Source organism: Acinetobacter sp. IK31 (assembly GCF_035615195.1).
GTDB classification, from domain to species: Bacteria; Pseudomonadota; Gammaproteobacteria; order Pseudomonadales; family Moraxellaceae; genus Acinetobacter; species Acinetobacter calcoaceticus_C.
In genome coordinates this window covers 361962-387091 of sequence record NZ_JANBOB010000016.1, presented here as the reverse complement: position 1 = coordinate 387091, position 25130 = coordinate 361962, and the positions used below count along the sequence as shown (strand labels likewise).

The following is a 25130-nucleotide window of genomic DNA, read 5'->3' as shown; positions in this document are numbered from 1 at the left end:
AAACCCGTTATTTCGTCTCCATATTTTTATTAAGCAAGAGAATAAGCAATTCCTTGTAACTTTTTATCTTTAAGGAGAATTAGATGGCCAGTTCTGGTTTATATCGCTCGAACCGACATAGCATGATCGCCGGTGTAATGGGTGGTATTGCTGAACGTTTTGGTTGGAACGTGACTTTATTACGCATTATTTTTATTGTGATTTCAATTATGAGTGCGGCCTTTCCCGGAATCTTAGTTTATCTGGTTTTGTGGGTAGTCATTCCGAAAAAGCAGCCAGAACATATTGAAGGCTATCGACAAGCCGTCCGAACTGTACATGAAGAGCAAACACGTTAATTAATTTTGGTCGCTACGGTTGCATCCCCTAATCAACCGTAGCTTTTTTTATTCTTAAAAATTATAACTTTCGATTTAACTGTTGCTGTAGTGCAGCAATCATATCGGCTCGGCTAATCATTCCTATAAGCTTGCGATCTTCAACTACTGGAATATAGTTAAACGACTTCTCAACGAAGTATGGCACAAGATCTTGAATGGGCTGTGTTGGCAATACCGTGACCACTCTCCGGCTCATAATCTGTTTTACATAGTGCTGCCAAGAGTTTCGTGGGTCTGCTGCACCTTTAAACCATTCAACAACTTCATATAAAGCTAAAGTTCCCACTAAATGATTTTCAGCGTTTACAACAGGTAAGCTCATTAAATTGACATGTTTAAACTTATCTAGCGCCTGATGAATATCATCATCTTCATGTAGCTTAATCACATCACGGCTCATAATATCCTGACAGGTATATTGATTGACTATGCGCTCATTGGCATGTTCTTGAGCTTCTAAAATGATCTTTTCTAAATCGTACTGACTAATATCTAGCAATTCAGTGTGATGCTCTAATGCGTACTCAATATCTTTCGGCTGAATTGATACCTTTTGAGTAGGTGTTGGGTCTTTACTACGCTCATTAAGATGAGCAGTAACCGGATAATGTCTTCCAATTAATCTATTAAAAAAGACGGCGAAACCGAGTAAAAGTAAAGAGTTAAGTAAAACTGGGTAAAAAACAAAATAAAAGCCTAATTTATGAATTGCTGCCCCACCCAGTACAGCCGTAATGGCTACAGCGCCACTCGGTGGATGTAAAGAGTCGGTGGTCATCATTAAAAATATAGCAAAACCCACAGCCACACTAAAAGCCGTGGTTAAATCAGGAATCCACTGCGCACAAGCAACTCCAATAATGCCCGCTAAAGTATTACCAACAATGACATTCCACGGTTGAGCCAATGGACTAGTGGGCACAGCAAATAATAAAACAGATGAGGCACCCATAGGTGCAATGTACCAAGCATTAATTCCGCCAAGAACATACCAGCTAATTAAGGAAGAAATTGCTAAACCACACAATGCTCCAACGCCGCAAAGCAACCGTTCTTTTAAAGGTAAAACCTTAAAATTCGGTTTTAAAATCTGTAACCATTGTCGCTGTATAACACTCACAGTACACCTTTGGGGATATGCCGTCATTTATAACGGGCAAAAGTATACGCCCAAAGCCACATAAAGTGCATTTAAATTATATCTTCAAAGAGAAGAAAACCTGTTGAACCAACTTCCACCCTTTTAAAACTTTAATATTCAATTAATTTTTCATTTAAATAGCGCCAGTAGCGTTTTGGTAAATATTGCACATGAAGCTTTATATTTTGGCGTTCTGTAATATTAACGCTTTTAAAATAATCTTTCCAAAGCTGGTCATATAAAACCTCTTGCTCGTCTAACTCGAGCTGAAAGCTTTGGCTCATTCCATTTTTTAAATTACGGTCAACCTCAGAAGCCTCAAGTGAAACTTCATGTATTTCTCGTAAATCATAATAAAGCCCAAACTTACGTTTTTCATCATAAATCAGCCAACGCTGATCTTGGTAACGTCGTTTAAAATGAGGCTGAATAAGCGGTAAAACATTAAAATCGGGCCGAACCAGACTTAAAAAAAGCTCATCTTTGGTTTTTTTAAAACGGATAAAAGCTTCCATCCGATGCTTTTCTCGTCCGACCTTTTTCGTCCACTGTGCAATCGCTAAAACACTAGGATTTGAATAATCTCTTTCTATGGAAACATGGCTAGTAAACACATAAATACAGTAATTAAATAAATGCTGATAGGCATCTAAAGACTCAGATAAATAAGCAAAATAAAATTGTCTTAACGAAGAAAATAACAGCTTTTTTTGCAGCGCGGACCAAACACGCTCAGCATGTTCCTCGTTATTTATAACCTCAATTTTATCGGCAAATAAACCATGTTGAGCAGCATCGTTCAAACAGAGTCTGACCTGTAATTCTTTAAATTGAAATGCACGAAAAATACAGCTTAGCAGCCCAACCATTGAACCATCAAAATAGTAAGCGACTTCATCATTAAACATCGCTAAAACCCAAGGCTTAATTGTGGCGAAAGCTGCTGCACATATTTCGAAGATCCCTGCGTTAAAATCTGCTGCCGAATAAAACTTGAAGACAGTTCTTTTTGGAATTTTGGACTGTCTTCACAGCGAATAAAGAATTTGGCTCGCTGGAAGGCCACGCCTAATTTTTTAAGTAAATCGATATGAATTTTTCCAAAACGGCGAGCCTGCACAATTTTCTTAGCCGATTTCACCCCAATGCCCGGCACACGTAAAATCATTTGATAATCTGCACAATTTAAATCTACCGGAAACTGCTCAGGATGTCTTAAAGCCCAACTTAATTTTGGGTCTACATCTAGATCTAAATTTGGGAATTTTTCATTGACGATTTCATTGACCTGAAAACCGTAAAAACGCATCAGCCAATCACTCTGATAAAGCCTATTTTCCCGAAGTAACGGCGGTGCAGAACCAACTGCTGGCAAGTAATTATTTTCGGTATTAATTGGAATGTAACCCGAAAAATAGACTCGTTTAAGTTTAAATTCTTTGTAGTGCTTGTCTGCCATAAACAAGACATCTTGGTCTGACTCTTGATGAGCACCCACCACCATTTGGGTGGTCTGCCCTGCTGGCACATATTTCGGTACATGCTTAATAATTTGACGTTCGTCTTTAAGCTGGATGAGCCTGTCACGTACTAACCCTAAATCTTTTTGCACTTCCTGATGAGATTTTTCTGGTGCAAAAGTCTTTAGCCCAATTTCAGTCGGCATCTCTAAATTAATACTCATCCGGTCAGCATATAAACCTGCTTCATGAATAAGTTCAGGCGATGCTCCCGGAATGGTTTTTAGGTGAATATAGCCATTAAAATTTTCTTCAAGGCGCAACTTCTTCACGACTTGAAGCATACGCTCCATTGTATGGTCGGCCGATTTAAAAATACCCGAGCTTAAAAATAAACCTTCAATATAATTACGGCGGTAAAAATTAATGGTTAAGTCCACCACCTCTTGCACCGTAAATGCTGCACGTTGAACATCATTAGAACGACGCGAAACACAATAAGCACAGTCAAAAATACAGACATTACTAAATAGAATTTTTAAGAGGGATACACAGCGGCCATCTTCGGTGTAGCTATGGCAAATTCCTGAATGACTGGCATCACCTAGACCTTTATCTTTATTTTTACGGTCGCTGCCACTTGATGAACAAGACACATCATATTTGGCAGCATCTGCAAGAATCTGTAGTTTTTCTCGAATGCGATCAGACATATCAAACGACTCATTTATGGCATCGTTTAAAAAATATCATGTCGCATTCTTAAACTTAATCTATTGAAGTACCCTAAGCGTCATGAGGTGACGTCTAAAATAATCTGTCTTAATTAACGTATTCTTCTAGTTGCTTTACACGCGCTGCATACTCTTGCATTGGGCAATATGAATACATCGGTGAGCCAATGTATGAACCTGCATTATTACATTCCTGATCTACATAAGCTTTCCAAAGTCTCTGAGACTTTAAAATATCTTGGTAACGCTCTGGCTGTTGGTATTCTTCACTTTGTGCACGAATTTGATCAATGAGAGCAACAATTTTTTCTTCATAAGTCTTTTTAGCTTGTTCAGAACAACTATGCACAACCATGTTGTTAATGCTCTCAAGCTGCAATTCTTTAATGGTCTGGTCTACACATTGGTTGTACTCGTCTTGCTCATCAATGTTGGTTTGTGCATATAGCCATGGACTACAAAAAAGGCTGGATAAAACAATGAGTTTGCAGCAAAATTTCAGCATAACTAATTCTCGATTCTATAATTTTTAATATGCCTCAATATAACAAAAAAACGATTATTCGCGCACTTGCGCTTGCTCCCATCCCTTTGTTGAGTATATCCACCTTAGGAATAATTATATTAAATTCGGAATTTAGCTTTTATTCGGTTGGAGTTATTTTTCTAGCCCATTTCTTATTTTATTTACTATTTTATGGCCTTCTAGTTATTCCTTTCTCGTATAGCATTTCGTATTTTCTCGTGCGTAAAAATCTTTTAAATCTGATGAGTATTTTCATCTACGCAACTGTCATCTGGATTTTGATTAGCCCTATTGCACGCTTGATTTTTGTCGGTTCATTCCCTTCTCCTTGGTGGCATATTTATAAGATTTATAGTTTTTATCTCATGATCTTATTTACCAGCTTTTGCTACTGGTTAGGCTTGAAATGGCTGACTCGACAAAACAAATGAGCTAAGCATGCATTCCTTTGATTAAGCCTTTGCCACTCCTCTACAAAATCCTTATACTTAGGGGCAATTTTTCTCATAAATTCGTGGATGCTACATGAGTCGCGCCATCTCGCATATTGATACATTTCAGGGCTTAATTCTTGCCCTACAAAACTACTGGGCCGAACAAGGCTGCGTCGTATTACAACCTTACGACATGGAAATGGGCGCTGGAACATTCCACACCGCAACATTCTTACGTGCTTTAGGGCCAGAAACTTGGAATGCTGCATACGTTCAACCTTCACGTCGTCCAAAAGATGGCCGCTATGGTGAAAACCCGAACCGTTTGCAACACTACTACCAATTCCAAGTGGTACTTAAGCCAAACCCAGACAACATCCAACAGCTTTATCTCGATTCTTTAAAGGCAATCGGGATTGATACGCTTACTCACGACATCCGTTTCGTAGAAGACAACTGGGAATCTCCGACACTTGGGGCTTGGGGCTTAGGCTGGGAAGTTTGGCTTAATGGTATGGAAGTGACTCAATTCACTTACTTCCAACAAGTCGGTGGTGTTGAATGCTACCCAGTAACAGGTGAAATCACTTATGGCTTAGAACGTCTTGCAATGTACCTTCAAGGTGTTGACTCGGTTTATGACCTTGTTTGGACCAAAGGCCAATTTGGTACTGTGACTTACGGTGACGTATTCCATCAAAATGAAGTTGAACAATCGACTTATAACTTTGAATACGCTCCGGTTGAAAAACTATTTGAACTGTTTGACTTTTACGAGTCAGAAGCAAACCGTTTAATTGAAGCAAAACTTTCTCTTCCTGCTTATGAGCAAGTTGTTAAAGCGTCTCATACTTTTAACTTGCTTGATGCACGTGGCGCAATTTCTGTGACTGAGCGTCAACGCTACATTTTACGTGTACGTACTTTAGCGCGTGCGATTGCACAAAGTTATGTACAAGCACGTGCAGAGCTCGGCTTCCCAATGGCAGAACCACACTTGCGTGATGAAGTATTGGCACAGCTAAAAGCACAAGCTGAAAGTGAAGCAGCAAAGGCGGAGAAAAACTAATGAGCAAACATACTGTTTTATTCGAACTTGGCTGTGAAGAACTTCCACCGAAAAGCTTAAAAAACTTACGCGATGCATTACAGGCAGAAACGGTAAAAGGCTTAAAAGATGCGGGCTTAAATTTCGCATCTATCGAAGCTTATGCAGCTCCACGTCGTTTAGCGCTTAAAATTGTTGATATCGATGCTGCTCAAGCTGATACACAAAAACGTTTTGACGGCCCTGCCGTTCAAGCGGCTTACGATGCTGAAGGTAAACCGACTAAAGCACTCGAAGGCTTTATGCGTGGTCAAGGTATTACTGTTGACCAACTTTCTACTTTCCAAGCAGGTAAAGTTGAAAAAGTTTGTTATTTAAAAGATGTAAAAGGTCAAAGCCTTGATGCTTTACTGCCACAAATTTTGCAAACTGCGCTAGACAACTTACCAATTGCTAAGCGCATGCGTTCTGCTGCAAGCCGTACCGAATTTGTACGTCCAGTGAAATGGGTTCTCTTACTTAAAGACGACCAAATCGTTGACGCGACTATTCAAGATCATAAAGCTGGTAATGTGACGTATGGTCACCGTTTCCATGCACCTGAAGCTGTGGCTTTAGCGCATGCAAATGACTACTTAGCTGCTTTAGAAAAAGCATATGTGGTTGCAAACTTTGAAAAGCGTCAAGCGACCATTCAAGAACAAGTGAAAAAGTTAGCTGATGAAGTTAACGCAACTGCGATTGTTCCAAGTGACTTACTTGATGAAGTAACAAGCCTCGTTGAATGGCCAGTTGCCCTTCGTGCAAACTTTGAAGAGCGCTTCCTTGCTGTTCCTCAAGAAGCACTCATTACGACAATGCAAGACAACCAGAAGTATTTCTGTTTGATCAATAGCGAAGGTAAATTACAACCTTACTTCATTACTGTTTCAAATATTGAGTCTAAAGACCCGATTCAAATTATTGAAGGTAACGAAAAAGTTGTTCGCCCTCGTTTGTCTGATGCTGAATTCTTCTTTTTACAAGATCAAAAGCAACCGCTTGCATCTCGTAAAGAAAAACTAGCAAACATGGTATTCCAAGCACAATTGGGTACGCTTTGGGACAAATCAACACGTATTGCAAAACTTGCTGTTGCGTTATCTCCAATTACTGGTGCAAATGCAGCAGATGCTGAAAAAGCGGCCTTACTTGCTAAATGCGACTTAACGTCTGAACTTGTTGGTGAGTTCCCAGAACTTCAAGGTATTGCTGGTACTTACTATGCGCGCATTGAAGGCGAAAATACTGAAGTTTCAGAAGCTTTAGGCGAACAATATTTACCAAAATTCGCTGGCGATGTTTTACCAAAAACCAAAACTGGTACAACGATTGCCCTTGCTGACCGCTTAGATACGCTGGTTGGTATTTTCGGTATTGGACAAGCGCCTACAGGTTCTAAAGACCCGTTTGCTCTTCGTCGTTCAGCAATTGGTATCTTACGTTTAATCATTGAAAATGAATTGGACGTAACGATTGAAGAACTGGTAAATCTCGCACTTCAAGGTTATGGCGACATCGTTAAAGACCACGACAAAACGCGTGCTGATGCTGTTGCATTCTTGGAAGGTCGTTACCGTGCCAAGTATGAAGACCAAGGCGTTGCTGTTGATGTGCTTCAAGCCGTTCAAGCGCTTGCACCAAAATCTCCACTTGATTTTGACAAGCGTGTAAATGCTGTAAACCACTTCCGCGCTCTGCCTGAAGCTGCCGCACTTGCTGCTGCAAACAAGCGTGTTGCTAACATTCTTGCAAAAGAAGCAGCACCAGAAGGTTCTGTAGTTGAAGCAAACTTAGTTGAAGATGCTGAAAAAGCATTATTTGCTGAGCTTCAAGCAGTGACACCTGTGGTTGAGCCATTACTTGCCGCAAAAGATTACACAGCTGCTCTTTCTAAGCTTGCAGCACTTCGTGCTCCGATTGATGCATTCTTTGATGGTGTCATGGTAATGGCGGATGATGCTGACCTGAAAGCAAACCGTTTACGCTTATTGGCTCAGTTACGCAACCTGTTTACTGCTATCGCTGATGTAAGTGTATTACAGGGTTAAAATTATATAGAAATTAATTTTTGTATAATTAAGTCTTATTAAAACCATGTTTTTGATTTAAATCGGAAACATGGTTTTTTAATGATTTCTTATTGAAGAATTTCGCTCAGTAAAATTATAAACGATTATTTTGCAATCAAGTAATAAATAAGAATTATTTACTACCTTCACATTTAATCCATAATTCAATAAACTAGAACAAATAATTACCAAACTTAACAAAGTGCCATTGCAATGAAAAACTTAAATTTATTACTTATATCAACATTATTATTTACTGGATGTGCAACAACAAAGTCTATTCAATATCCAGCTGCGGGTAAACAAACATCTATTTCTGTTTCTTCAGAACAACTTTCTTCAATGACAGAATCAGGTGCAGGCGATTACTTTGTAAAGAACAGCCAAATATTAGTTGGTGATTCAAGCAATGCTTCGGCCAGCCCAGCTTCTGGAATGTTTGGTCTTATTGGAGTAGGTGTTGCGATGGCAATTGACAAAAGTGCAAATAGTTCAGCCATTGAAAAAAGCTCTCTTAATCAACCTATTAAATTTGACCAGTTAATACAACAAAAAATTACCGACTCTTTTACCCAAAATAAAGCAGATCCCACACTCAAACTGCTAGGTTTAAATCAGGCATCAGAAGTCAAAATTGTGCCTTATTCACGTCTTTCTTTTCGTGAAAAACCAATTGTAAAAGTAAATTTTGGTTTAAAGACTCAATTTAAAAATGCGGCAGATAATAATGCAGACACAAAACGCTTATATCACTATGTAAGTAAGGAGCGCATTTCTTTATCTGAATGGGAAGCCAATAATAATTTATTATTTATGCAAAAAGCAGATCAAGCATTTAGCGCTCTTAGCCAAGTGTTCACTTTAGATTTACAACATCAATTAAATTTAACAGCATTTGATGAGAACAAGCAAAAGAGCTGTAAAACTAATGCAGATACATCCTTACTTTCTTTTATCCAATCTCCTAACAATTTATGTGTTGGTGTAGTTAAAACAAGCAAGGGAGATGTATTTCAAACTAGTATTTATATTGTTGAACAATAATATAAATTATTAAATAAATATCAATAAAATAGATGAGAGAACTACTTAAAATTAAGTAGTTCTCTCATTTAATTAAACAAACTCTTTAATTTCTTCTAAACTTTTCGATGGCTCAAACCACATAAAATCATAATCAGCCACGCCATGAATATAAAACGGATCATTTTTCATGATCTCTTCGACCTCTTGAATCGAAGAGCTTAAAACTAAAATTACTCCACCTACTCTATTTTCTCGACGCCCCGATGCCAAAAATTTCCTCTGCTCATAGTAATGGTCTAAAAATGCAATATGCCCTTTTAGTACAGCATCAACTTCGGCTAATGGTTTTTTATAGGTCAAGGTAACAACAATCATTTCATTCTCTTAAAGCAACTAGCGCATGACATAGCATTAATCTACAGATCGTTTAATTATCTATAGCTTATTCGATGGTACGCCGATTCCCCCAATTCATCCACACCAAACTCCCTACAATAATCACTCCACCTAACAGCACAATCATTGATGGTTTTTCATTTAAGAAGAGAACTGCTAAACTCATTGCGACAATTGGCGAGCAATACAAAAAATTCGATGCGATCGTCAACGGCATATTTTTAAGTACATATCCCCAAAATACATAAGCCATCGCACTAGGGAAAATACCCAACAAGACAATCGACATATTGGCCTGCCAAGTAGCATGCAAAATTTCATTAGGTAAATGAGCACTATAAAATAGTAAAGGAATGGTTCCGAACCAAATGATGTAACACATCATGCTCAGAGCATCATAATTTAAAGCAAATTTTTTATATAAATTAAAATAAAGACCCCATGCAATTGCAGCTAGAACAATCAATAAACTATAAGGACTTGGCACGCCAAGACCATGATCTCCACTGACCACTAATACAGCACCGCAAAGCCCCAATAAAATACACAACCACTGTTTGAAGCGGATTTGCTCTTTAAAAAGTAAAGCTGAAATAATAAAGGTAAATAGCGGAATGGATTGGCTCAAAATGCTGGATGCAACCGCACTCACATATTGCTGTCCCGTATTTATAAGTAAGTGATGCAAGGTCACAGAGAAAAATCCTAATACACCAAGTGCAGGAATATCTTTCCACTTTAAAGGCTGAATTCCTTTTTTCATAATCAGTAAAAATAAGAAAACTGAGGCAATCAAGAAGCGGAGCAAAGCAATATGCTGCGGTGTATATGAATGCAGAGCACTATGTACGCCAATAGGTGAATAGCCCCAACAAAAGACGGTCACAGCAATACATAGATAAAGTTTAAATGCTGGAGGTTGGGTTTCGGCAGCAAGAGAAATTGCCATGTTAAATCTACACTAATGGAAAGGAACTCTTTCATCATATGCGCATAGATAGTTGAATAAAATTAACTTATATTGAGTTAAATATTCATTAAAAGTGAATGATAAAATATGGATATCGCTCAGTTAAAAATGTTTCAGACTGTAGTTGAGTGTGGCACGATGACTAAGGCATCACTGCAACTGCATTGTGTCCCATCCAACATTACGACACGCATTAAACAACTCGAAGAAGAACTGGGTTCATCTTTGTTTTATCGTGAAGGAAAAAGTTTAAAGCTCACTCCATCTGGAGAAATTTTTCTTAATTATTGTCATAAAATTTTGGCGCTATGTGATGAAGCCAAACGTAGTATTCATCCTGACGCACCGCCGTCTGGCCCACTAAAAATTGGGGCTATTGAATCTTCTGCCACAACCCGTTTACCCAACTTACTCGCGAAATATCATCAACGCTATCCAGAGGTTTCCATTCAAATTATTACTGGCACATGGAAACAGCTATTAGTTGATATTTCTCAGCATAAACTCGACGGGGCTATTGTCGCTGGTAATATTGAGTTTCCAATGTTAAATAAACTCGGTATTTACCAAGAAGATATGGTCTTGATTGCATCTCATTCTTTAGGAGAAATCCACTGCCAAGAAGACTTGATTGGTAAAGAAATTTTTATGTGGACTGAAGGTTGCCCTTACCGCGCTGCTCTTGAAGAATGGCTTAAGCTCAAAAATATCTCACTTCCAATTACCAGCATTACCAGTTATGCCACTATTATCGGTTGCGTAAGTGCAGGCTCCGGTGTGTCTTTAGTACCAAAGAGTCTTTTTGAGCAATATAAAAATTTAACCAATATTCGAGGTTATAAATTTGAACATCTTGCCTTTATGCAGAATCAATTTTTTTGGCACAAAAATGTAACCAACCATAAAGCTCGAGATATGTTTTTAGAATTGATTAAGTCAGAATTTATAGCTTAGCTGTGCATTCGAATGAAATTATCTATGTAAAACGCTATGCTTTACATAAAATAATGATGCATAAAACACATCGCGACATTTTAAATATTTTAATTTTATTTATATAAAACAATATCATATTAAAAATTAAGAATCAATTATAAAAACATAAACTGCATGACCCATCCGCTTTTTGCAACGACATCACTCAAAAGAAGCAGATGCTAAGTACATAACGTATTTTTTGAGTCATTCAACATGAATAAAGCAATTGGAATTTTAGGTGGTATGGGTCCACAAGCCACGATTGATGCCATGGATAAAATTATTAAAAATACGCCAGCACATTGCGATCAAGAGCATATTCCTGTCATCACGGTTTCTATTCCAGACATCCCAGATAGAACACAATCGATTATCAATCATGATGATAAACCACTCGAAAAAATGGCTGAATATCTTAAAATTTTAGAAGCGGCACAGGTCGGCTGTATCATTATTCCCTGCAATACTGCCCACTTTTGGTTTAACCAGTTACAGCAACGTACCCAAACCAAAATGATTAGTATTATTGAATCTGCGGTTCATTTTATCCAAGACAGCCAAATTGCTGAAGTTTGTATTCTTGCGACGTCTGCCACCATAAGCACTCAGCTTTATCAAAGCCAGTTCATCCAAAACAATATTCGTTTCTCTACCCCATCTGTTGAGATGCAACACAAAGTGATGCAAAGTATCTATCAATACAAAGCAGGAAATATCGAAAAATCAAAACAACTTATGAGTGAGGTTATTCATTTTTATAGACAAAACAAAAGCATAAAATTCTTATTAGCGTGTACTGAAATTCCACTCATCTTACAAGACAGTATCCAAGAAAATCCTGAACTGTTTGTTGATGCTACCGATTTACTCATTAAAAATGCGATTGCGTGGTATCAGAACTCATTAACAGCATCAGCCGCATGATCAAATAAAATTTAATGCAAATTATGCATAATTAATTTAGGCAATGGTCCAATCAATTGCCTTCACAAAATTCCATAATCCTTCAGAAGTCGCATTAAGCCTAGCACTACTGCGATATAAATAAATATCGACAGACAGTACTGACTCTTTCATTGGTACGATCATCAACTGATTTTGTTTTAACTCATCTTGAATGCTGTAATCAGGTAACCACCCTACGCCATAGCCACCTTTGATCATATCCTTAAGTAATAGACTCATTGAAGACACAAAATTTGTCTCAAACTTGTCCGGATGATGATCTTGTAGAAATTTATTTACCTTTTTCCCCATGTAACTGTCATCGGTATAGTTCATGAGTGGAATTGAAGTATCTTCTAGTGAAAATTTAGGTCGACTTAAATGATTTGGAGCCGTGACTAAATAAAGCTTTGCAGAAAACAACTTATGGCACAAAAATTGTGGATTCATTAAGTCATCATCATAAAAAGATGCAATAAAGTCACATTGACCATTTTTAAGAGAATCTACGGTTTCATTCACATTGATTGCTTCAACATGAAAAATCTTTTCTTGGTAATTTTTTAAATTTCCTAAAATTTTAGGAAAAATATAACCCGCCAAAGAATGCGCAGAAGCAATCGTGACTTTGCTTCGCACATGATTGTCACCTTTAATTTGATCTATATTAAACTCAAAATCATCCAGTAAATTTCTAGCATGTAATATAAAAAGCTTCCCCTTCTCCGTTAACTGTAAAGGAGAAGTTTCTCGATCAAACACTTCAAAACCAAGACTACTTTCTAAGGCTTGAATACGACGACTCAGCGAAGACTGAGAAATATTTCTAATATCAGAAGCGACTGTAAAATTTCGGTATTTTTCTAGAACAATCAGGTCATATAACCATTTTAATTCAATGTTTTGTATCACTTGAGGCTCCAGATCATTCTAGAAATTTAGATACGGTATTTAATTATATTTGAAATGATGATTTATCGTAATCAAATCGTATGGGTTTTATCTCATTGCAGTACAAGCTTTATTTTTAACAGTAAGATCAGCACTTCATCTTTTGATTCTGGTTGGGGAGATTTATCCAAAATGAAAACCATACAAATTTTATGTATTGCGACCTCTATGTTGGCTTCATCAACCTTATTTGCAGAAACAACGCAACCACAACAAGTGGGTGAAACAACTTCTAAAGCACAACCATATGGTGATAACCCAAGTTTAGGTCGTGTATTGTTATACAAAACAGGAAAAGGCATACAAAATTTAGGAGACAATATTCAAGGTGCTTCCGAAAAAACCTCAAATAAAATTAGTGAAAAATGGAAAAACACCAAAGAATTTACTGCTGAAAAAGCAGAAGTCGTTCAGCAAAAAGCAGATACAGCCAAAGCTTTTACAGAAACAAAAATAGATCAGGCGAAGCAAAATATTACTAGTAGTCGAAACGGTGAAAGTATTCCGATAGAGCAAGGTGAATTAAGTAAATCGAGCACAACAACGAACTAATTTTTTTGGATAGCGCGATAACTTCGCGCTTTTATAAATACAGATATTCATCTAGAAATAATGATCATCAACTATAAAGAGCTAGGAATCTGCCTTATGAATAGTCAAAAAATTCTCTTTTCAACACTATGCTGCTTGGCTTTAACTGCATGTGCGACCTCAGCACCTGTTTCTTCTTATTCTCAGGCACAAGTTTTAGAGCAAGATACGAATATCGAAGCTTATCCATCAACTACAGGTAATGTAGCCAAATTAATTAAACAAGATAAGCAAGCTTGTATGATTGAATTTACGGGATATTTAGGGGGCGGACACGTTACTGAACACTGGATATTTAATGATAGAGGTTTAATTTCAGCCACATCATTCACCCAACAATATCCTGATGAGTCTGGCATATTAAATCAAGCAACTAACACGACAACCAAAAGCTCGACCACCTTTAATATTCAAGATCCAGAAATTCAAAATAATTTCAAAAAACTCCAAAGTAATTTTAATGCAGCTAATTTAGCAAAATGTAATTAATACTCTTTCATAGAAAACCCGTTGCAGAAGCTAACTTTTGCAACGGGCTATAGCCATTTTAAAATTTCTTGGACCTCATTTTAAAAATTATAAATAAGCTATTTAATTAGCAATCAAGCCATTTGTTGCTGCCAGCAAATCAATACGCGGGAAAATTAAGCCCGTTCTTGAGTCAGTAATTGGCTTACCTGTCGTTTTTAAACGGCTAATGGTTTGATCAATACTTTCAGTTGGACTCACCCTATTTGCTCGTAATAAAGCAATCGCGCCCGCTACATGTGGTGTCGCTTGAGATGTACCACCCATAGTGTATCCACCTGCCGTAATCATTGCTCCAGGCGCTAATAAAGTTACAAGGCTGCCACCATTACTAAAGCATGCCACCTTGTCTGCGGCGGTGGTTGGGTCAGAACATTTCACTGGATTTCCCCATGACACGCCACCAATATTACTGTCATAAACAGCACCCACTCTTACTGCACCAGCAACGCAAGCAGGAGATGAAATACCATCTGAAAAAGCATCATTTCCTGATGCTACAACCGGAACCACACCTGCTGCACGTGCATTGGCAAATGCGGTTGCATAACTGCTATTACTACACTCTGAAGTATATTTAACACCTGGCACACCAAGGCTTAAATTCACCGCTTTAATATTATAAGTTTGCGCATTATTTACAGTCCAATTTAAAGCCGCCAGGATATCGCTGTCATAAGCAGTACTCCCCCACTGACCATTCACTCGAACACGTCGGAAGGTATCAATACCAATAATTTTAGTCTTAGACGCAACTTTCGACACAATGCCTGAAACATTACTACCATGTCCATTATCATCTAAAGTGCCATCATCTGGTGCACTATCAAATGAGTAAACAACCCGACAAGTGTTTGAAGGTGTGTTCACTGCCGTACAACCAAAATCAGAGTGAAGATAATTCACACCTGTATCAATCACTGCCACACTAGAGCCTTCTCCAGTAAAACCATTGGTGTTTGCCTGTGGTTGATTAATTAAAGATAAGCTTTCGTTGGTCGTGGTTTGATTAATACGATTTGGATAAACTGCTTTAACATTCGGATCATTTAATAAAGTAACTAATGCTTCGCGGTTACTCACCCGATAAAAAGCTAAAGGCAAATTATTGTAGTCTCGCAGTACTTGAACGCCACCAGCGCGGTTAAACCTTGCCTGTAAATTCTTCTTATTTGTTGCAATATAACTTCGCCGTTCTAAACCTGAAGGTACACTCACCGAAGGAATATTATATTCGACAATAAGATCATTCGAATCATTATTGACCAAGGCATCTAAATCGATTTTACCCTGAAATACTTTTTGTTTTGCTGCTTGATTTAACCGCTGTTTCGCACCTTTAGAATCTAAAGGAAGAGCGGATGCGGTTGTACTTAAAATCGTAGTACATAGACCTAATAGAAATAACGTTTTACTTTGCATTATTTTTCTCCGTAGTTTTTCAACTAACAATTTGCTTATTTCGCTTTTATTTCATTTGCTGGATCTTTTTCTGGATCAATCGGTTGAATCGAAAGATCACTTTTTGTGTCGTAAAAAGGAACGGTATCAACCGATACCACTTGAGGATGAGTTGAATGTTGAGATAAATTTTTAGGTTGAGTAGGCTCCTTAAGTTTAGAAAGAAAAGACGATGTATCTGGTTGTGCTGAATTCGATTCACGTAAAGCCGAATTGAACACATCAGATGCACCACTTGTGGGCTTAAAATAGAGAACAACGGCGACCAAGCCGACCAATACAAGAAAGGAAGCAATAATTTTCATCATTTAAGATCTCTGTTCTTTTGTTTATAGACATCTATTTTTATTTTTGATTATTCGAAACAAAGAGGCATTTCTTAAAATATATTTCATGTGAAAAATCTAATGAATGAAATATATACCCACAAGAGAAGTAGAAATATCCACAACCGAATAAGCAAAAATGTTGTTCTGCCCTGTACATTTATATTTCTGACAGAAGGCGGTTCAAAAAAGTGCTAAAAAGCATCTTATTCTTATAATAAGCAATAACTATGCCGTCCCCCACTAATAAATAATGAGACTCAAATCACAATTAGAGATATCAGTACCTGATGAAAAGAAGAGTAACTTCAAGAAAATTTGAACTTTAATTTTTAAAAAAGAAAAAGATAAAATTAGGCCAATTTAATTAGAATAACTAACAAATAAACATTCTTTTTCACTTTATTATTAATTTTTATTAATCTTCACAATTTATCCCTAGTGTGTTTACTCAACGTAACACTGTTGTAACATTTTGATGAAGACAATTCCCAAGCTTGTAAGTGTTGGCTATGATGCCCTAGCGTTTATGAAATACCTCACTAAAAAGGTATATTCTTTGAAGGATATCGCAATGAAAATGATGAAAACAGCTATCGTTACTGCAAGTGTTCTTGCTTCTGCCTCTATTTTTGCACAAAGTGCGGGCGTTAATGCAGATGCTTCTGCCCAAGTCAATGTACAACCAGGTGGTCTTGTTAGTGGCGTAGCCAACACAGTCAAAAATACTGCACATACTGTAGGTAAAACGGCAAAACATGCTGGTCATGTCGCTGCTGACACTACGGTTAAAGCAACTAAAAAAACAACTGGTAAAGTGACTGAACTTTCTTCTAAAGCTGCAACGGGTACTAAACACTTAGCGACTGAAGCTGCAACGGGTACTAAAAACCTAGCAACTGAAGCTGCAGTTGGTACTAAAAACTTAGCAACTAAAGCTGCAACGGGTACTAAAAACCTAGCAGTTGAAGCTAAAGCGGATACGAAAGCAAGTGTTGATGCTGTAAAAACTAAGTTTGCTGAAAAACAAGCTGACAAAAAAGAATTTACTGCTGAAAAACAAGCTGATGCTCAAGCGCATGTAGATGCTGTAAAAACTCGCGTAGCTCAAAATCAAGCTGAGCAAAAAGAGTTTGTTGCAGACACTAAAGCAGATGCTCAAGCACAGTTAAATGCTGCTCAACCAGCGCATTCAATTAATGCTAATACTGGCGTAAATGTTGGTGTTAACGTTGCACCTGTTGGAATTAATGCAAGTGTAAATGCAGATGCGCAAGCGTCTACACAAAAAGCGGAAAAGAAATCTTGGATTAAAGGTCTTTTCGGTACTAACTAATAAGTGATGCACAAAAAAGGGCGATTAATCGCCCTTTTTTATTTATTTGAAAGCAACCATTCAGCTCATTTCAGTTAAAACCAAACCTGCACGCAAACCGAGCTTCACATTTGGATTTGGAAATAAAATCCAGACCTGATCTTGCTCCACTACATAATTGCCAGAAGGTTGGGTCGCAATGATTTCACCTTTTGCAAAAGTCGAAAAATTCGGAGCTTCAGTTGATAAGTTCATCTGAAAATCTTCATCTTTTTTAATTAAAGAGTCCGATACTTTAAATACCCGAATTTTCGCTTTATTGCGTGTCGGCAAAGCCTGTTCAGAAACGACATGACGAATAACTTCATCAATTGCAGCAAACTGACTCAAGTCATTTTGTCCAAATGGCAAAGCTTTACCCAACTCTAAAGTTGCACTGGCTGCTTTAAAATTCTCACTGGTAAAATGTGTAAACGTTTTGCCTGCTGCATTGTGATAAACCAAAGCATCTAAATCGGCCGCCTCTAGACTTGCCGTCAAATCAACATCATAAGCATGCGTTTGATAGGGAAACAAGGCAAACGTCGGCAATAAAGAAGCGCGAATTGCGGTGTGCAAATCATAATGATAACGTTTTGCTTGGCTCGAACTTTCTTGAAAGAAAGTCGTGACAACTTGCTCTAAAACCTCAGCTCGCTTTGATTCTTCAGTCTCTGGCAGAGTTTTATATCCACCACAAAACATCCGGTTCACATCGTCATGCACATAACGCTTACCTTGACGCATTGCATATGGATTACCCAATACAAACAATAACCTCACAGCAAGGTTTAAGCGTCCGGCAAATAAATCGGTGCAAAGATGAGACAACAATTCAATTGGTGCTGTTTCATTACCATGTACCCCAGCTGACAGTACGACGGCTTTGTCGTACTGTGCATGTGGCGTACATTCAAGAATTCCCTCACCCAGCCAACGCCAAGAAAAATTATCTTGTTTTCCTTCACGTGTTGTAGGCTGCTCACCTTGTAAGGTTAATGCTAGAAAATCTTGCATGTCACCTCCTCCTTATTTTTGGAAAGGATAAACTGAACCCAAACCTAAAATTTTGGTCAGCTCATCAAGCGCCATACGGCTTTCCATCAATAAATGCGGATCAGCTAAATCTTCTTGAGTTAAACGATCACGATAATGTTTATCTACCCATTGATTGAGTGTGCCAAACAATTGATCATTCATTAATACTTTTGGATTTACAGCATTTAACTCGGTTTCATTTAAAGCTACGCGTAAACGTAAACATGCTGGTCCACCACCATTACGCATACTTTCACGTAAGTCATAAACCTGAATAGCATCGATTGGTGTGCCCATCTGAACCATATCGTTCAAATAACCCCACACTGCCTTATTCTGGCGCGACTCTTCTGGTACAACAATGGTCATTCCACCATCTGGACGAGTCAAAATCTGGCTATTAAATAAATATGTTGCTACTGCATCATCAACGGTAACGCGATTTTCAGGAACTTCAATCGAGATAAAGTCTTCACCGATGCTTGCCATTTTTTGACGGATTTCAGCAAAAGCCTGATCTTGATTTAAAAAGGCATGTTGATGATGGAATAAAACCTGTTGGTTGCTGACCGCAATCACATCATTATGAAAAACGCCTTGATCAATCACATCTGGATTTTGTTGAACAAAAACTGTATGTGCATCATCTAAACGATGCAAACGCGCGATTGCTTCGCTTGCTTCACGAGTCTGACGAGCAGGATAACGTTTTGGTCCCGGCAACCCATTATTTAAATGTTGTTGACCGTAAACAAAAACTTGAACCCCACGCTTAGCATAATCACCACCTAAACGATTGTGATTCGCTGCACCTTCATCACCAAACAAAGCCACTTGTGGCAATGCTTCATGGTGTACAAAATGACGTTCATTTTTAAAGATCGCTTGCAAAACTTGGCTTGTTGTTTCCGCTTCAATCGAACGGTGAAACTTATTATTTAAGTTTGCTGCGGTAAAATGCACACGTTCATCTTGGCTATCTGCCGAAGGTGAAACTGTTGCCGCATTTGCAGTCCACATTGGCGAAGCTGAACTTAATGATGATAGTAGTTCAGGTGAATGACGCATTGCTTGAGCAACAACACTAATGTCATCTCCTGTAAAACCTAAACGGCGTAACATTGGAACATGTGGACGCTCATGCGGGGCAAGTACACCCTGCTTCATACCTAAATCAGCTAAAGCTTTCATTTTTAGCAAGCCTTGTTTGGCTGCTAATTTTGGATTAGAGGCATTATTACGGTTTTTTGTCGATGCTTCATTACCAAACGACAAGCCCGCGTAGTGATGTGTTGGTCCCACTAAACCATCGAAATTTACTTCATATCCTTTCATTTTTCTTTCCCTAGTGTTTAAGGCAACACAATCCCTGGAGATAATTTTTCTGGTAAGGTTAAGCTGTCACTTTCAAGTGAAGCCATTGGCCAAGCACAATAATCAGCTGCATAAAAGGCACTCGCACGATGGTTACCCGATGCCCCTACACCACCAAATGGTGCAGCACTTGAAGCACCTGTTAGCGGCTTGTTCCAGTTCACAATACCGGCACGCGCTTCAATAAGTACTTGATCAAACAATTCACGTTTTGGAGAAACCAGACCAACAGACAAACCAAAGCGAGTTGCATTCGCAATTTTCAATGCTTCATCAAAGTTGTCATAACGTTGAATGGTCGTCAGTGGACCAAAATATTCTTCATCTGGAATATCTGTCACACCTGTTACGTCAACAATACCCGGCGTAAGTAGCGAACTGTCATCTTGCGGACGCGTCATTGGCAATAAACTTTTTGCGCCAAGCTCAAGCAATTTTTGCTGAGCAAGCATCATGTTTGTTGCGGCAACTGACGAGATCACACCACCCATAAATGGTTGTTGTTCATCGTTCCAACGACCAACTTTTAGGTTTTTAGCAACCTCAACAAAACGTTGAATGAATGCATCGCCTTCTGGGCCATTTTTTACCAAGATGCGACGTGCACATGTACAACGCTGACCTGCCGAAACAAAAGCAGATTGAATAGTAAGATTAACCACAGCATCAATATCGATAATTTCATCAATAATCAATGCATTATTGCCGCCCATTTCTAGCGCAAGGATTTTCTCTGGAGCACCCGCCATTTGTTTATGTAGGTGATAACCTGTGTTCGCACTTCCGGTAAACAATAAACCATCAATTTCATGTGAAGCAGCTAGCGCTTCACCAGTGGTACGACCACCTTGCACCAAGTTCATCACACCATTTGGCAAACCAGCTTGCTGCCAAAGTTTTACAGTTTCTTCAGCAGTCCAAGGCGTTAATTCACTTGGTTTAAATACCACGGTATTGCCAGCAAGTAATGCAGGAACAATATGCCCATTTGGTAAATGGCCCGGAAAGTTATATGGACCGAAAACTGCAAGCACGCCATGCGGACGATGGCGTAAAGATGCCACACCATCAGCCATTTCAGTTGAGGTCTCACCTGTACGCTGGTGATAGGCACGAATTGAAATCGCAACCTTACCAATCATTGACTGAACTTCAGTTAGCGTTTCCCAAAATGGCTTGCTGGTTTCTTGGCTAATGACTTCCGCTAAGTGCTTTTTATTTTCTTCAAGCAAAGCTGCAAACTTTTCAACAATCGCTACACGCTCTGCAAAAGGTAAACGCGCCCATGCTGGAAATGCAGTACGCGCAGCCTGACAAGCTTGCTCAACATCAGCAGCAGTTGCTTCAGCACCTGACCATACAGTTTGGTTATCAACTGGATTTGTTTTTACAAATGTTGTGCCGCTGCCTTGTAACCAGACACCGTTTATAAATAAAGAGTTTGACATCAGGATACTTCCATTGGATTGAGTGATAGCACACGAACAACATGACCTTCTTGTACACCGAGGTTCTCAGCTTGTTCATGCGTTAAATTTATAGTGTTATCAACAAGATCAAGCTTCATCAGCATTGCGCGATAGTCATGATAATTATCATTAGCAACGAGATATTGGGTCTTACCGACCGCAGCTTCACTTATAATTTTGACGTTTAATAACTGACTTTCTTTTACTGCGCGTAATTCATCAATATTGGCTTCAACCGTTGGACCCGCATCAAAAATATCGACATATCCTTGATAGCGTAAACCTTCTGACTCAAGCACATGATAGGCAGGCAAAGTTTGTGGATGCATTTTTCCAATCACCTCTTGCGCATCTTTTGGCAAGAGATCTACATAGACCGGAAAACGTGGCATAAGCTCTGCAATAAATACTTTTTGCCCAATTCCGCTTAAATAGTCGGCAGTTGAGAAATCCATATTAAAGAAATGGTGACCAATCGCATCCCAAAATGGAGAACATCCATTTTCGTCTGAGAAACCACGCATTTCGGCAATTAATTTTTTCTCGAAATATTGCTTAAAGGCAGCGATAAACATAAAACGGATTTTCGATAAGAATTTACCGTTTTGGTTTTCACGACGCGCTGGATCTAAAAATAATGTACAGAGTTCACTACTACCTGTTCTGTCATTACTTAAAAATAAAGTCGGTAATGACTTATAAACATTTAATGCCTTTGAAGCGTGTACTTGTGTTCCAACATGAAAGTTGTACCAAGGTTCCATGAGTCCTACAGCAACTTCAATTGCACTTAACCCAATAACACGTTGAGCTTCTGTATCTTCAAGAACAAACAAATAGCCTTGTTCACTTTTATGGACATTGCCATTTAAAGTATTGCGAGTACGTGAAATTCGAGCCGAAAGTGTATCCATATTTTGTGGCAAGGAAGTCAGGCCTACACCCGACTTACCTGCTAATTTATAAATATCTTCAAGGTCTCGAAACTCGGCATGACGGACAATCATCATGGCTAGCTTTCCTTTTTTTTATTTAGCCAACTTTGCCAATGCTCTTTTTAAACGAGCAATACCTTCATCAATATCTTGTTCAGGAATAATGAGAGACGGAGTAAAACGAACAACATCTGGACCTGCAATTAAAGCAAGTAATCCTTCCTCACCTGCCCAAGTCGTAATATCTTTCGCTTTTCCTGCATATTTAGCTTTTAATACGCAACCAATGAGTAAACCTTGACCTCGAATTTCTTCAAAAATCTGATGTTCAGCATTTAAAGTATTAAGTGCGTTAAGGAAATATTGATAACGATGCTTTACGCCTTCAAGCACTTCAGGTGTATTAATAAATTCAAATACTGCACCTGCAACTGCACTTGCTAACGGATTACCACCGTAAGTCGTACCGTGCGTACCGACTGAAAAATGCGGAGCAAATTTATCAGTTGTTAACATTGCACCGACTGGGAAACCACCACCTAGTGCTTTTGCAGTTGTAAGCACATCTGGAATAACACCGGTATTCATGTAGGCATAAAGTGAACCTGTACGGCCTACACCAGTTTGTACTTCATCAAAAATAAGTAAGGCACCAAACTGATCACAGAGTGCACGTAGGCCTTTTAAAAATTCGATGTCAGCCGGAATAACGCCGCCTTCACCTTGGATCGGTTCAACAATAACTGCACATGTTTGTTCATTAATTACCGCTTTTGCTGCGTCTAAATCATTAAAGGCAACATGATTGATACCATTTGGAAGCGGTGCAAAGTCTTGTGAATATTTAGGCTGACCACCTGCTGAAACGGTAAATAAGGTACGACCATGGAAAGCATTTTTAAATGCCACGATGCCACTTTTACCAGCAACACCGCTGTCTAGACCCACTTTACGTGCAAGTTTTAGTGCCGCTTCGTTAGCTTCTGCACCTGAGTTACAGAAGAATACCTTGTCTGCAAATGTATTTTCGGTGAGTTGTTTTGCAAGGCGTAGAACGGGTTCATTGGTATAACCATTGCCCACATGCCAAAGTTTTGTCGCTTGTTCTGTTAAAGCATTTACTGCCACTGGATGCGCATGACCTAATGCGTTTACTGCAATCCCGCCTGCAAAATCAATGTATTCTTTATTTTCTTGATCCCAGATACGTGAACCTTCGCCACGTACAGGAATGAAATTTGCCGGTGCAAAAACTGGAACCATCCAGTCGTTAAAGTTGCTTCGAGTTACAGAAATTGGCTGTTCCATGCTTACCTCAGTATTTATTTAATATATTCGATATCACTTGAATTTTAATAATTCAGAAAAAGCGGCTGAACAAATAGACCCTATAACATCCTTTATATTTGCTCAGACCACTTTTTCTAAAAGTAATTTCCGCAGATTAGCCTGGGAAAATACCGCGCTCTTTACGAGCTTTTAAAATACGCTCACATGCCAAGATGTAAGCTGCTGTACGTAAAGTACAAGCATTGCTATTCGCTGCGTTCCAAACGTCATCCATAGCTTGAACCATCAATTTGTCTAAACGCTCATTGATTTCTTCTTCGGTCCAGAAGTAGCTCGCCATGTCTTGAACCCATTCGAAGTAACTTACAGTTACACCGCCGGCGTTACATACAACGTCAGGTACTACAACAATGCCACGCTCAACCAACACATCTTCAGCTTTAGGATAAGTCGGGCCGTTTGCACCTTCTAAAATCAACTTAGCTTTAAGTTTTTGAGCACGTTCAACAGTGATTTGACCTTCCAATGCAGCAGGAACAATAATGTCAACTTCTGCTGTCCAGAAATCTTCATCAGCAATTGATTGCGCACCAGCGAAGCCGCCAACACCACCTTGATTTGCATTTACGTGATCACGTAACGCTTCAAGGTCAATACCATCAGCATTGAAAATAGTGCCTGTATGGTCTTGAACGTGTGTAACTTTCGCTTTCGATTCAACAAACAAGAAAGCAGCTTCACTACCTACGTTACCAAAACCTTGAATAGCAATTTTCGCGCCTTCAATTGGTAAATTGATTTTTGCAGCTACTTCGCGGCCTGTAACAAATACACCACGACCAGTCGCTTTTACACGACCTAAAGAACCACCTAGGTGAACTGGTTTACCAGTTACAACACCTGTTACTGTGTAACCTTGGCTCGTAGAATAAGTATCCATCATCCAGCCCATAATGTTGGCATTTGTACCAACGTCTGGAGCAGGGATATCTTTTTGAGGCCCAATAATGTGACCGATTTCAGTCGTATAACGTCGAGTCAAACGCTCTAATTCACGATTTGATAATTTACGTGGATCAACACGAATACCACCTTTTGCACCGCCAAATGGCAAGTTCAAAACAGCAGTTTTAATTGTCATCCATGCAGACAACGCCATCACTTCATTCAAATCAACATTTGGATGGTAACGAACACCGCCTTTACCGGGGCCACGAGACAAGTTGTGTTGTACGCGGTAACCTTCAAAGTGCTGGATAGAACCGTCATCCATTACAATTGGCACATCTACAATAAGCGCACGTTTTGGGCGTTTTAAAGTGTCGATAAACTCTTCTAAGTGACCTAAATATGGAGCAACACGGTCAATTTGTGCCAAGTAAGTTTGCCAAGCATCGCTGTTTTCATTTACGTATGAAAGATCTGCCATCTTTTTTCCTATATACCTTCATAGATTCAGATTTGATAAATCTGCAATCTTTATTATTTAGCAACTAAAACTTTGCAATAACAATGCCTTAGTTTATTTACCAAATCTTTTGCCCTTCTAAAGCATCAGACTTTTTAAATTCCATTTGTTGATACTAAAAGTACGATCTACTTTTATATATCGATATCTTTTACAAGTTTTCTTTTGTCTAAATTACTTTTATAAAGAAAGCTTT

At 38.7% G+C, this 25130-nt stretch carries 25 protein-coding genes; 10 read left to right on the top strand and 15 right to left on the bottom strand.

From position 1 onward, the window contains the following. Positions 1-83 precede the first annotated feature (83 nt). A complete protein-coding gene (locus tag MSG66_RS10485) occupies positions 84-338 on the top strand; it encodes a PspC domain-containing protein (protein ID WP_202743302.1) in 255 nt (84 codons plus the stop codon). A gap of 61 nt (positions 339-399) precedes the next feature. Here the strand turns inward: MSG66_RS10485 and MSG66_RS10480 are convergent, their stop codons facing one another. The 4 genes from MSG66_RS10480 to MSG66_RS10465 all read right to left on the bottom strand — a co-directional run bounded on the left by MSG66_RS10480 (position 400) and on the right by MSG66_RS10465 (position 4220). After that, positions 400-1500, bottom strand: a complete 1101-nt coding sequence (locus MSG66_RS10480; RefSeq protein ID WP_324654079.1) for an HPP family protein — start codon at positions 1498-1500, stop codon at positions 400-402. Positions 1501-1631: 131 nt separating this feature from the next. After that, positions 1632-2429, bottom strand: a complete 798-nt coding sequence (locus MSG66_RS10475; RefSeq protein ID WP_324654078.1) for a TIGR03915 family putative DNA repair protein — start codon at positions 2427-2429, stop codon at positions 1632-1634. 2 nt (positions 2430-2431) lie between these two features. Next, on the bottom strand, positions 2432-3694 hold the full coding sequence (locus MSG66_RS10470) for a putative DNA modification/repair radical SAM protein (RefSeq protein WP_324654077.1): 1263 nt from the start codon (positions 3692-3694) through the stop codon (positions 2432-2434). A gap of 109 nt (positions 3695-3803) precedes the next feature. Beyond that, entirely contained in the window at positions 3804-4220 is a 417-nt protein-coding gene (locus tag MSG66_RS10465) for a lysozyme inhibitor LprI family protein (RefSeq protein ID WP_324654076.1), read from the bottom strand. A 29-nt stretch (positions 4221-4249) separates the two neighbouring features. Here MSG66_RS10465 and MSG66_RS10460 point away from each other — a divergent pair, with 29 nt between their 5' ends. From MSG66_RS10460 to MSG66_RS10445, 4 genes are all read left to right on the top strand, one after another. Then, positions 4250-4672 carry a hypothetical protein gene (locus tag MSG66_RS10460; protein ID WP_324654074.1) on the top strand — a complete coding sequence of 141 codons (423 nt, stop codon included), beginning with the start codon at positions 4250-4252 and terminating at the stop codon, positions 4670-4672. A 94-nt stretch (positions 4673-4766) separates the two neighbouring features. Next, the gene (gene glyQ, locus MSG66_RS10455) at positions 4767-5744 is read left to right on the top strand and encodes a glycine--tRNA ligase subunit alpha (RefSeq protein WP_002044989.1); all 978 of its coding nucleotides are present in this window, start codon (positions 4767-4769) and stop codon (positions 5742-5744) included. Beyond that, a complete protein-coding gene (gene glyS, locus MSG66_RS10450; protein ID WP_324654072.1) occupies positions 5744-7813 on the top strand; it encodes a glycine--tRNA ligase subunit beta in 2070 nt (689 codons plus the stop codon). Before glyQ ends, glyS begins: the two co-directional genes overlap by 1 nt. 234 nt (positions 7814-8047) lie before the next feature. After that, complete coding sequence (locus MSG66_RS10445; protein WP_133971585.1) at positions 8048-8878, top strand: hypothetical protein; 831 nt, start codon at positions 8048-8050, stop codon at positions 8876-8878. Between the two features lie 72 nt (positions 8879-8950). Here the strand turns inward: MSG66_RS10445 and MSG66_RS10440 are convergent, their stop codons facing one another. Both MSG66_RS10440 and MSG66_RS10435 read right to left on the bottom strand, forming a co-directional pair. Beyond that, positions 8951-9235: a YciI family protein gene (locus MSG66_RS10440; protein ID WP_324654070.1), complete on the bottom strand. Its 285-nt coding sequence runs from the start codon at positions 9233-9235 to the stop codon at positions 8951-8953. Positions 9236-9302: 67 nt separating this feature from the next. Next, entirely contained in the window at positions 9303-10205 is a 903-nt protein-coding gene (locus MSG66_RS10435; RefSeq protein ID WP_324654068.1) for a DMT family transporter, read from the bottom strand. A gap of 108 nt (positions 10206-10313) precedes the next feature. Between MSG66_RS10435 and MSG66_RS10430 the strand changes: the two genes are divergently transcribed. Together MSG66_RS10430 and MSG66_RS10425 are read left to right on the top strand one after the other, a co-directional pair. Further along, entirely contained in the window at positions 10314-11180 is an 867-nt protein-coding gene (locus tag MSG66_RS10430) for a LysR family transcriptional regulator (RefSeq protein WP_324654066.1), read from the top strand. 237 nt (positions 11181-11417) lie between these two features. Further along, positions 11418-12128 carry an aspartate/glutamate racemase family protein gene (locus tag MSG66_RS10425; protein WP_262473463.1) on the top strand — a complete coding sequence of 237 codons (711 nt, stop codon included), beginning with the start codon at positions 11418-11420 and terminating at the stop codon, positions 12126-12128. 36 nt (positions 12129-12164) lie between these two features. Here the strand turns inward: MSG66_RS10425 and MSG66_RS10420 are convergent, their stop codons facing one another. Continuing rightward, positions 12165-13061 (bottom strand): LysR substrate-binding domain-containing protein, encoded by an 897-nt coding sequence (locus MSG66_RS10420; RefSeq protein WP_133971578.1) that lies wholly within the window; start codon positions 13059-13061, stop codon positions 12165-12167. Between the two features lie 171 nt (positions 13062-13232). Here MSG66_RS10420 and MSG66_RS10415 point away from each other — a divergent pair, with 171 nt between their 5' ends. Next, a complete protein-coding gene (locus tag MSG66_RS10415) occupies positions 13233-13652 on the top strand; it encodes a hypothetical protein (protein WP_324654062.1) in 420 nt (139 codons plus the stop codon). A gap of 96 nt (positions 13653-13748) precedes the next feature. After that, a complete protein-coding gene (locus tag MSG66_RS10410) occupies positions 13749-14180 on the top strand; it encodes a hypothetical protein (protein ID WP_324654060.1) in 432 nt (143 codons plus the stop codon). 102 nt (positions 14181-14282) lie between these two features. Here the strand turns inward: MSG66_RS10410 and MSG66_RS10405 are convergent, their stop codons facing one another. Both MSG66_RS10405 and MSG66_RS10400 read right to left on the bottom strand, forming a co-directional pair. Then, complete coding sequence (locus MSG66_RS10405; RefSeq protein ID WP_324654058.1) at positions 14283-15641, bottom strand: S8 family peptidase; 1359 nt, start codon at positions 15639-15641, stop codon at positions 14283-14285. 35 nt (positions 15642-15676) lie between these two features. Continuing rightward, the gene (locus MSG66_RS10400) at positions 15677-15985 is read right to left on the bottom strand and encodes a hypothetical protein (protein WP_202743397.1); all 309 of its coding nucleotides are present in this window, start codon (positions 15983-15985) and stop codon (positions 15677-15679) included. Between the two features lie 595 nt (positions 15986-16580). Between MSG66_RS10400 and MSG66_RS10395 the strand changes: the two genes are divergently transcribed. After that, a complete protein-coding gene (locus MSG66_RS10395; protein ID WP_324654056.1) occupies positions 16581-17342 on the top strand; it encodes a hypothetical protein in 762 nt (253 codons plus the stop codon). Between the two features lie 60 nt (positions 17343-17402). Here MSG66_RS10395 and astE read toward each other — a convergent pair whose 3' ends face one another. The 6 genes from astE to MSG66_RS10365 all read right to left on the bottom strand — a co-directional run bounded on the left by astE (position 17403) and on the right by MSG66_RS10365 (position 24895). After that, entirely contained in the window at positions 17403-18377 is a 975-nt protein-coding gene (gene astE, locus MSG66_RS10390) for a succinylglutamate desuccinylase (RefSeq protein WP_324654054.1), read from the bottom strand. 12 nt (positions 18378-18389) lie between these two features. Next, on the bottom strand, positions 18390-19733 hold the full coding sequence (gene astB / locus MSG66_RS10385; protein ID WP_005043961.1) for an N-succinylarginine dihydrolase: 1344 nt from the start codon (positions 19731-19733) through the stop codon (positions 18390-18392). 17 nt (positions 19734-19750) lie between these two features. Next, positions 19751-21220, bottom strand: a complete 1470-nt coding sequence (gene astD, locus MSG66_RS10380) for a succinylglutamate-semialdehyde dehydrogenase (RefSeq protein WP_324654051.1) — start codon at positions 21218-21220, stop codon at positions 19751-19753. After that, positions 21220-22251, bottom strand: coding sequence for an arginine N-succinyltransferase (gene astA / locus MSG66_RS10375; RefSeq protein WP_324654049.1), 1032 nt, complete (start codon positions 22249-22251; stop codon positions 21220-21222). Before astA ends, astD begins: the two co-directional genes overlap by 1 nt. Before the next feature lie 18 nt (positions 22252-22269). After that, positions 22270-23484 carry an aspartate aminotransferase family protein gene (locus tag MSG66_RS10370; RefSeq protein ID WP_324654047.1) on the bottom strand — a complete coding sequence of 405 codons (1215 nt, stop codon included), beginning with the start codon at positions 23482-23484 and terminating at the stop codon, positions 22270-22272. A gap of 136 nt (positions 23485-23620) precedes the next feature. Next, a complete protein-coding gene (locus MSG66_RS10365; RefSeq protein WP_133971565.1) occupies positions 23621-24895 on the bottom strand; it encodes a Glu/Leu/Phe/Val family dehydrogenase in 1275 nt (424 codons plus the stop codon). Positions 24896-25130: the final 235 nt, after the last annotated feature.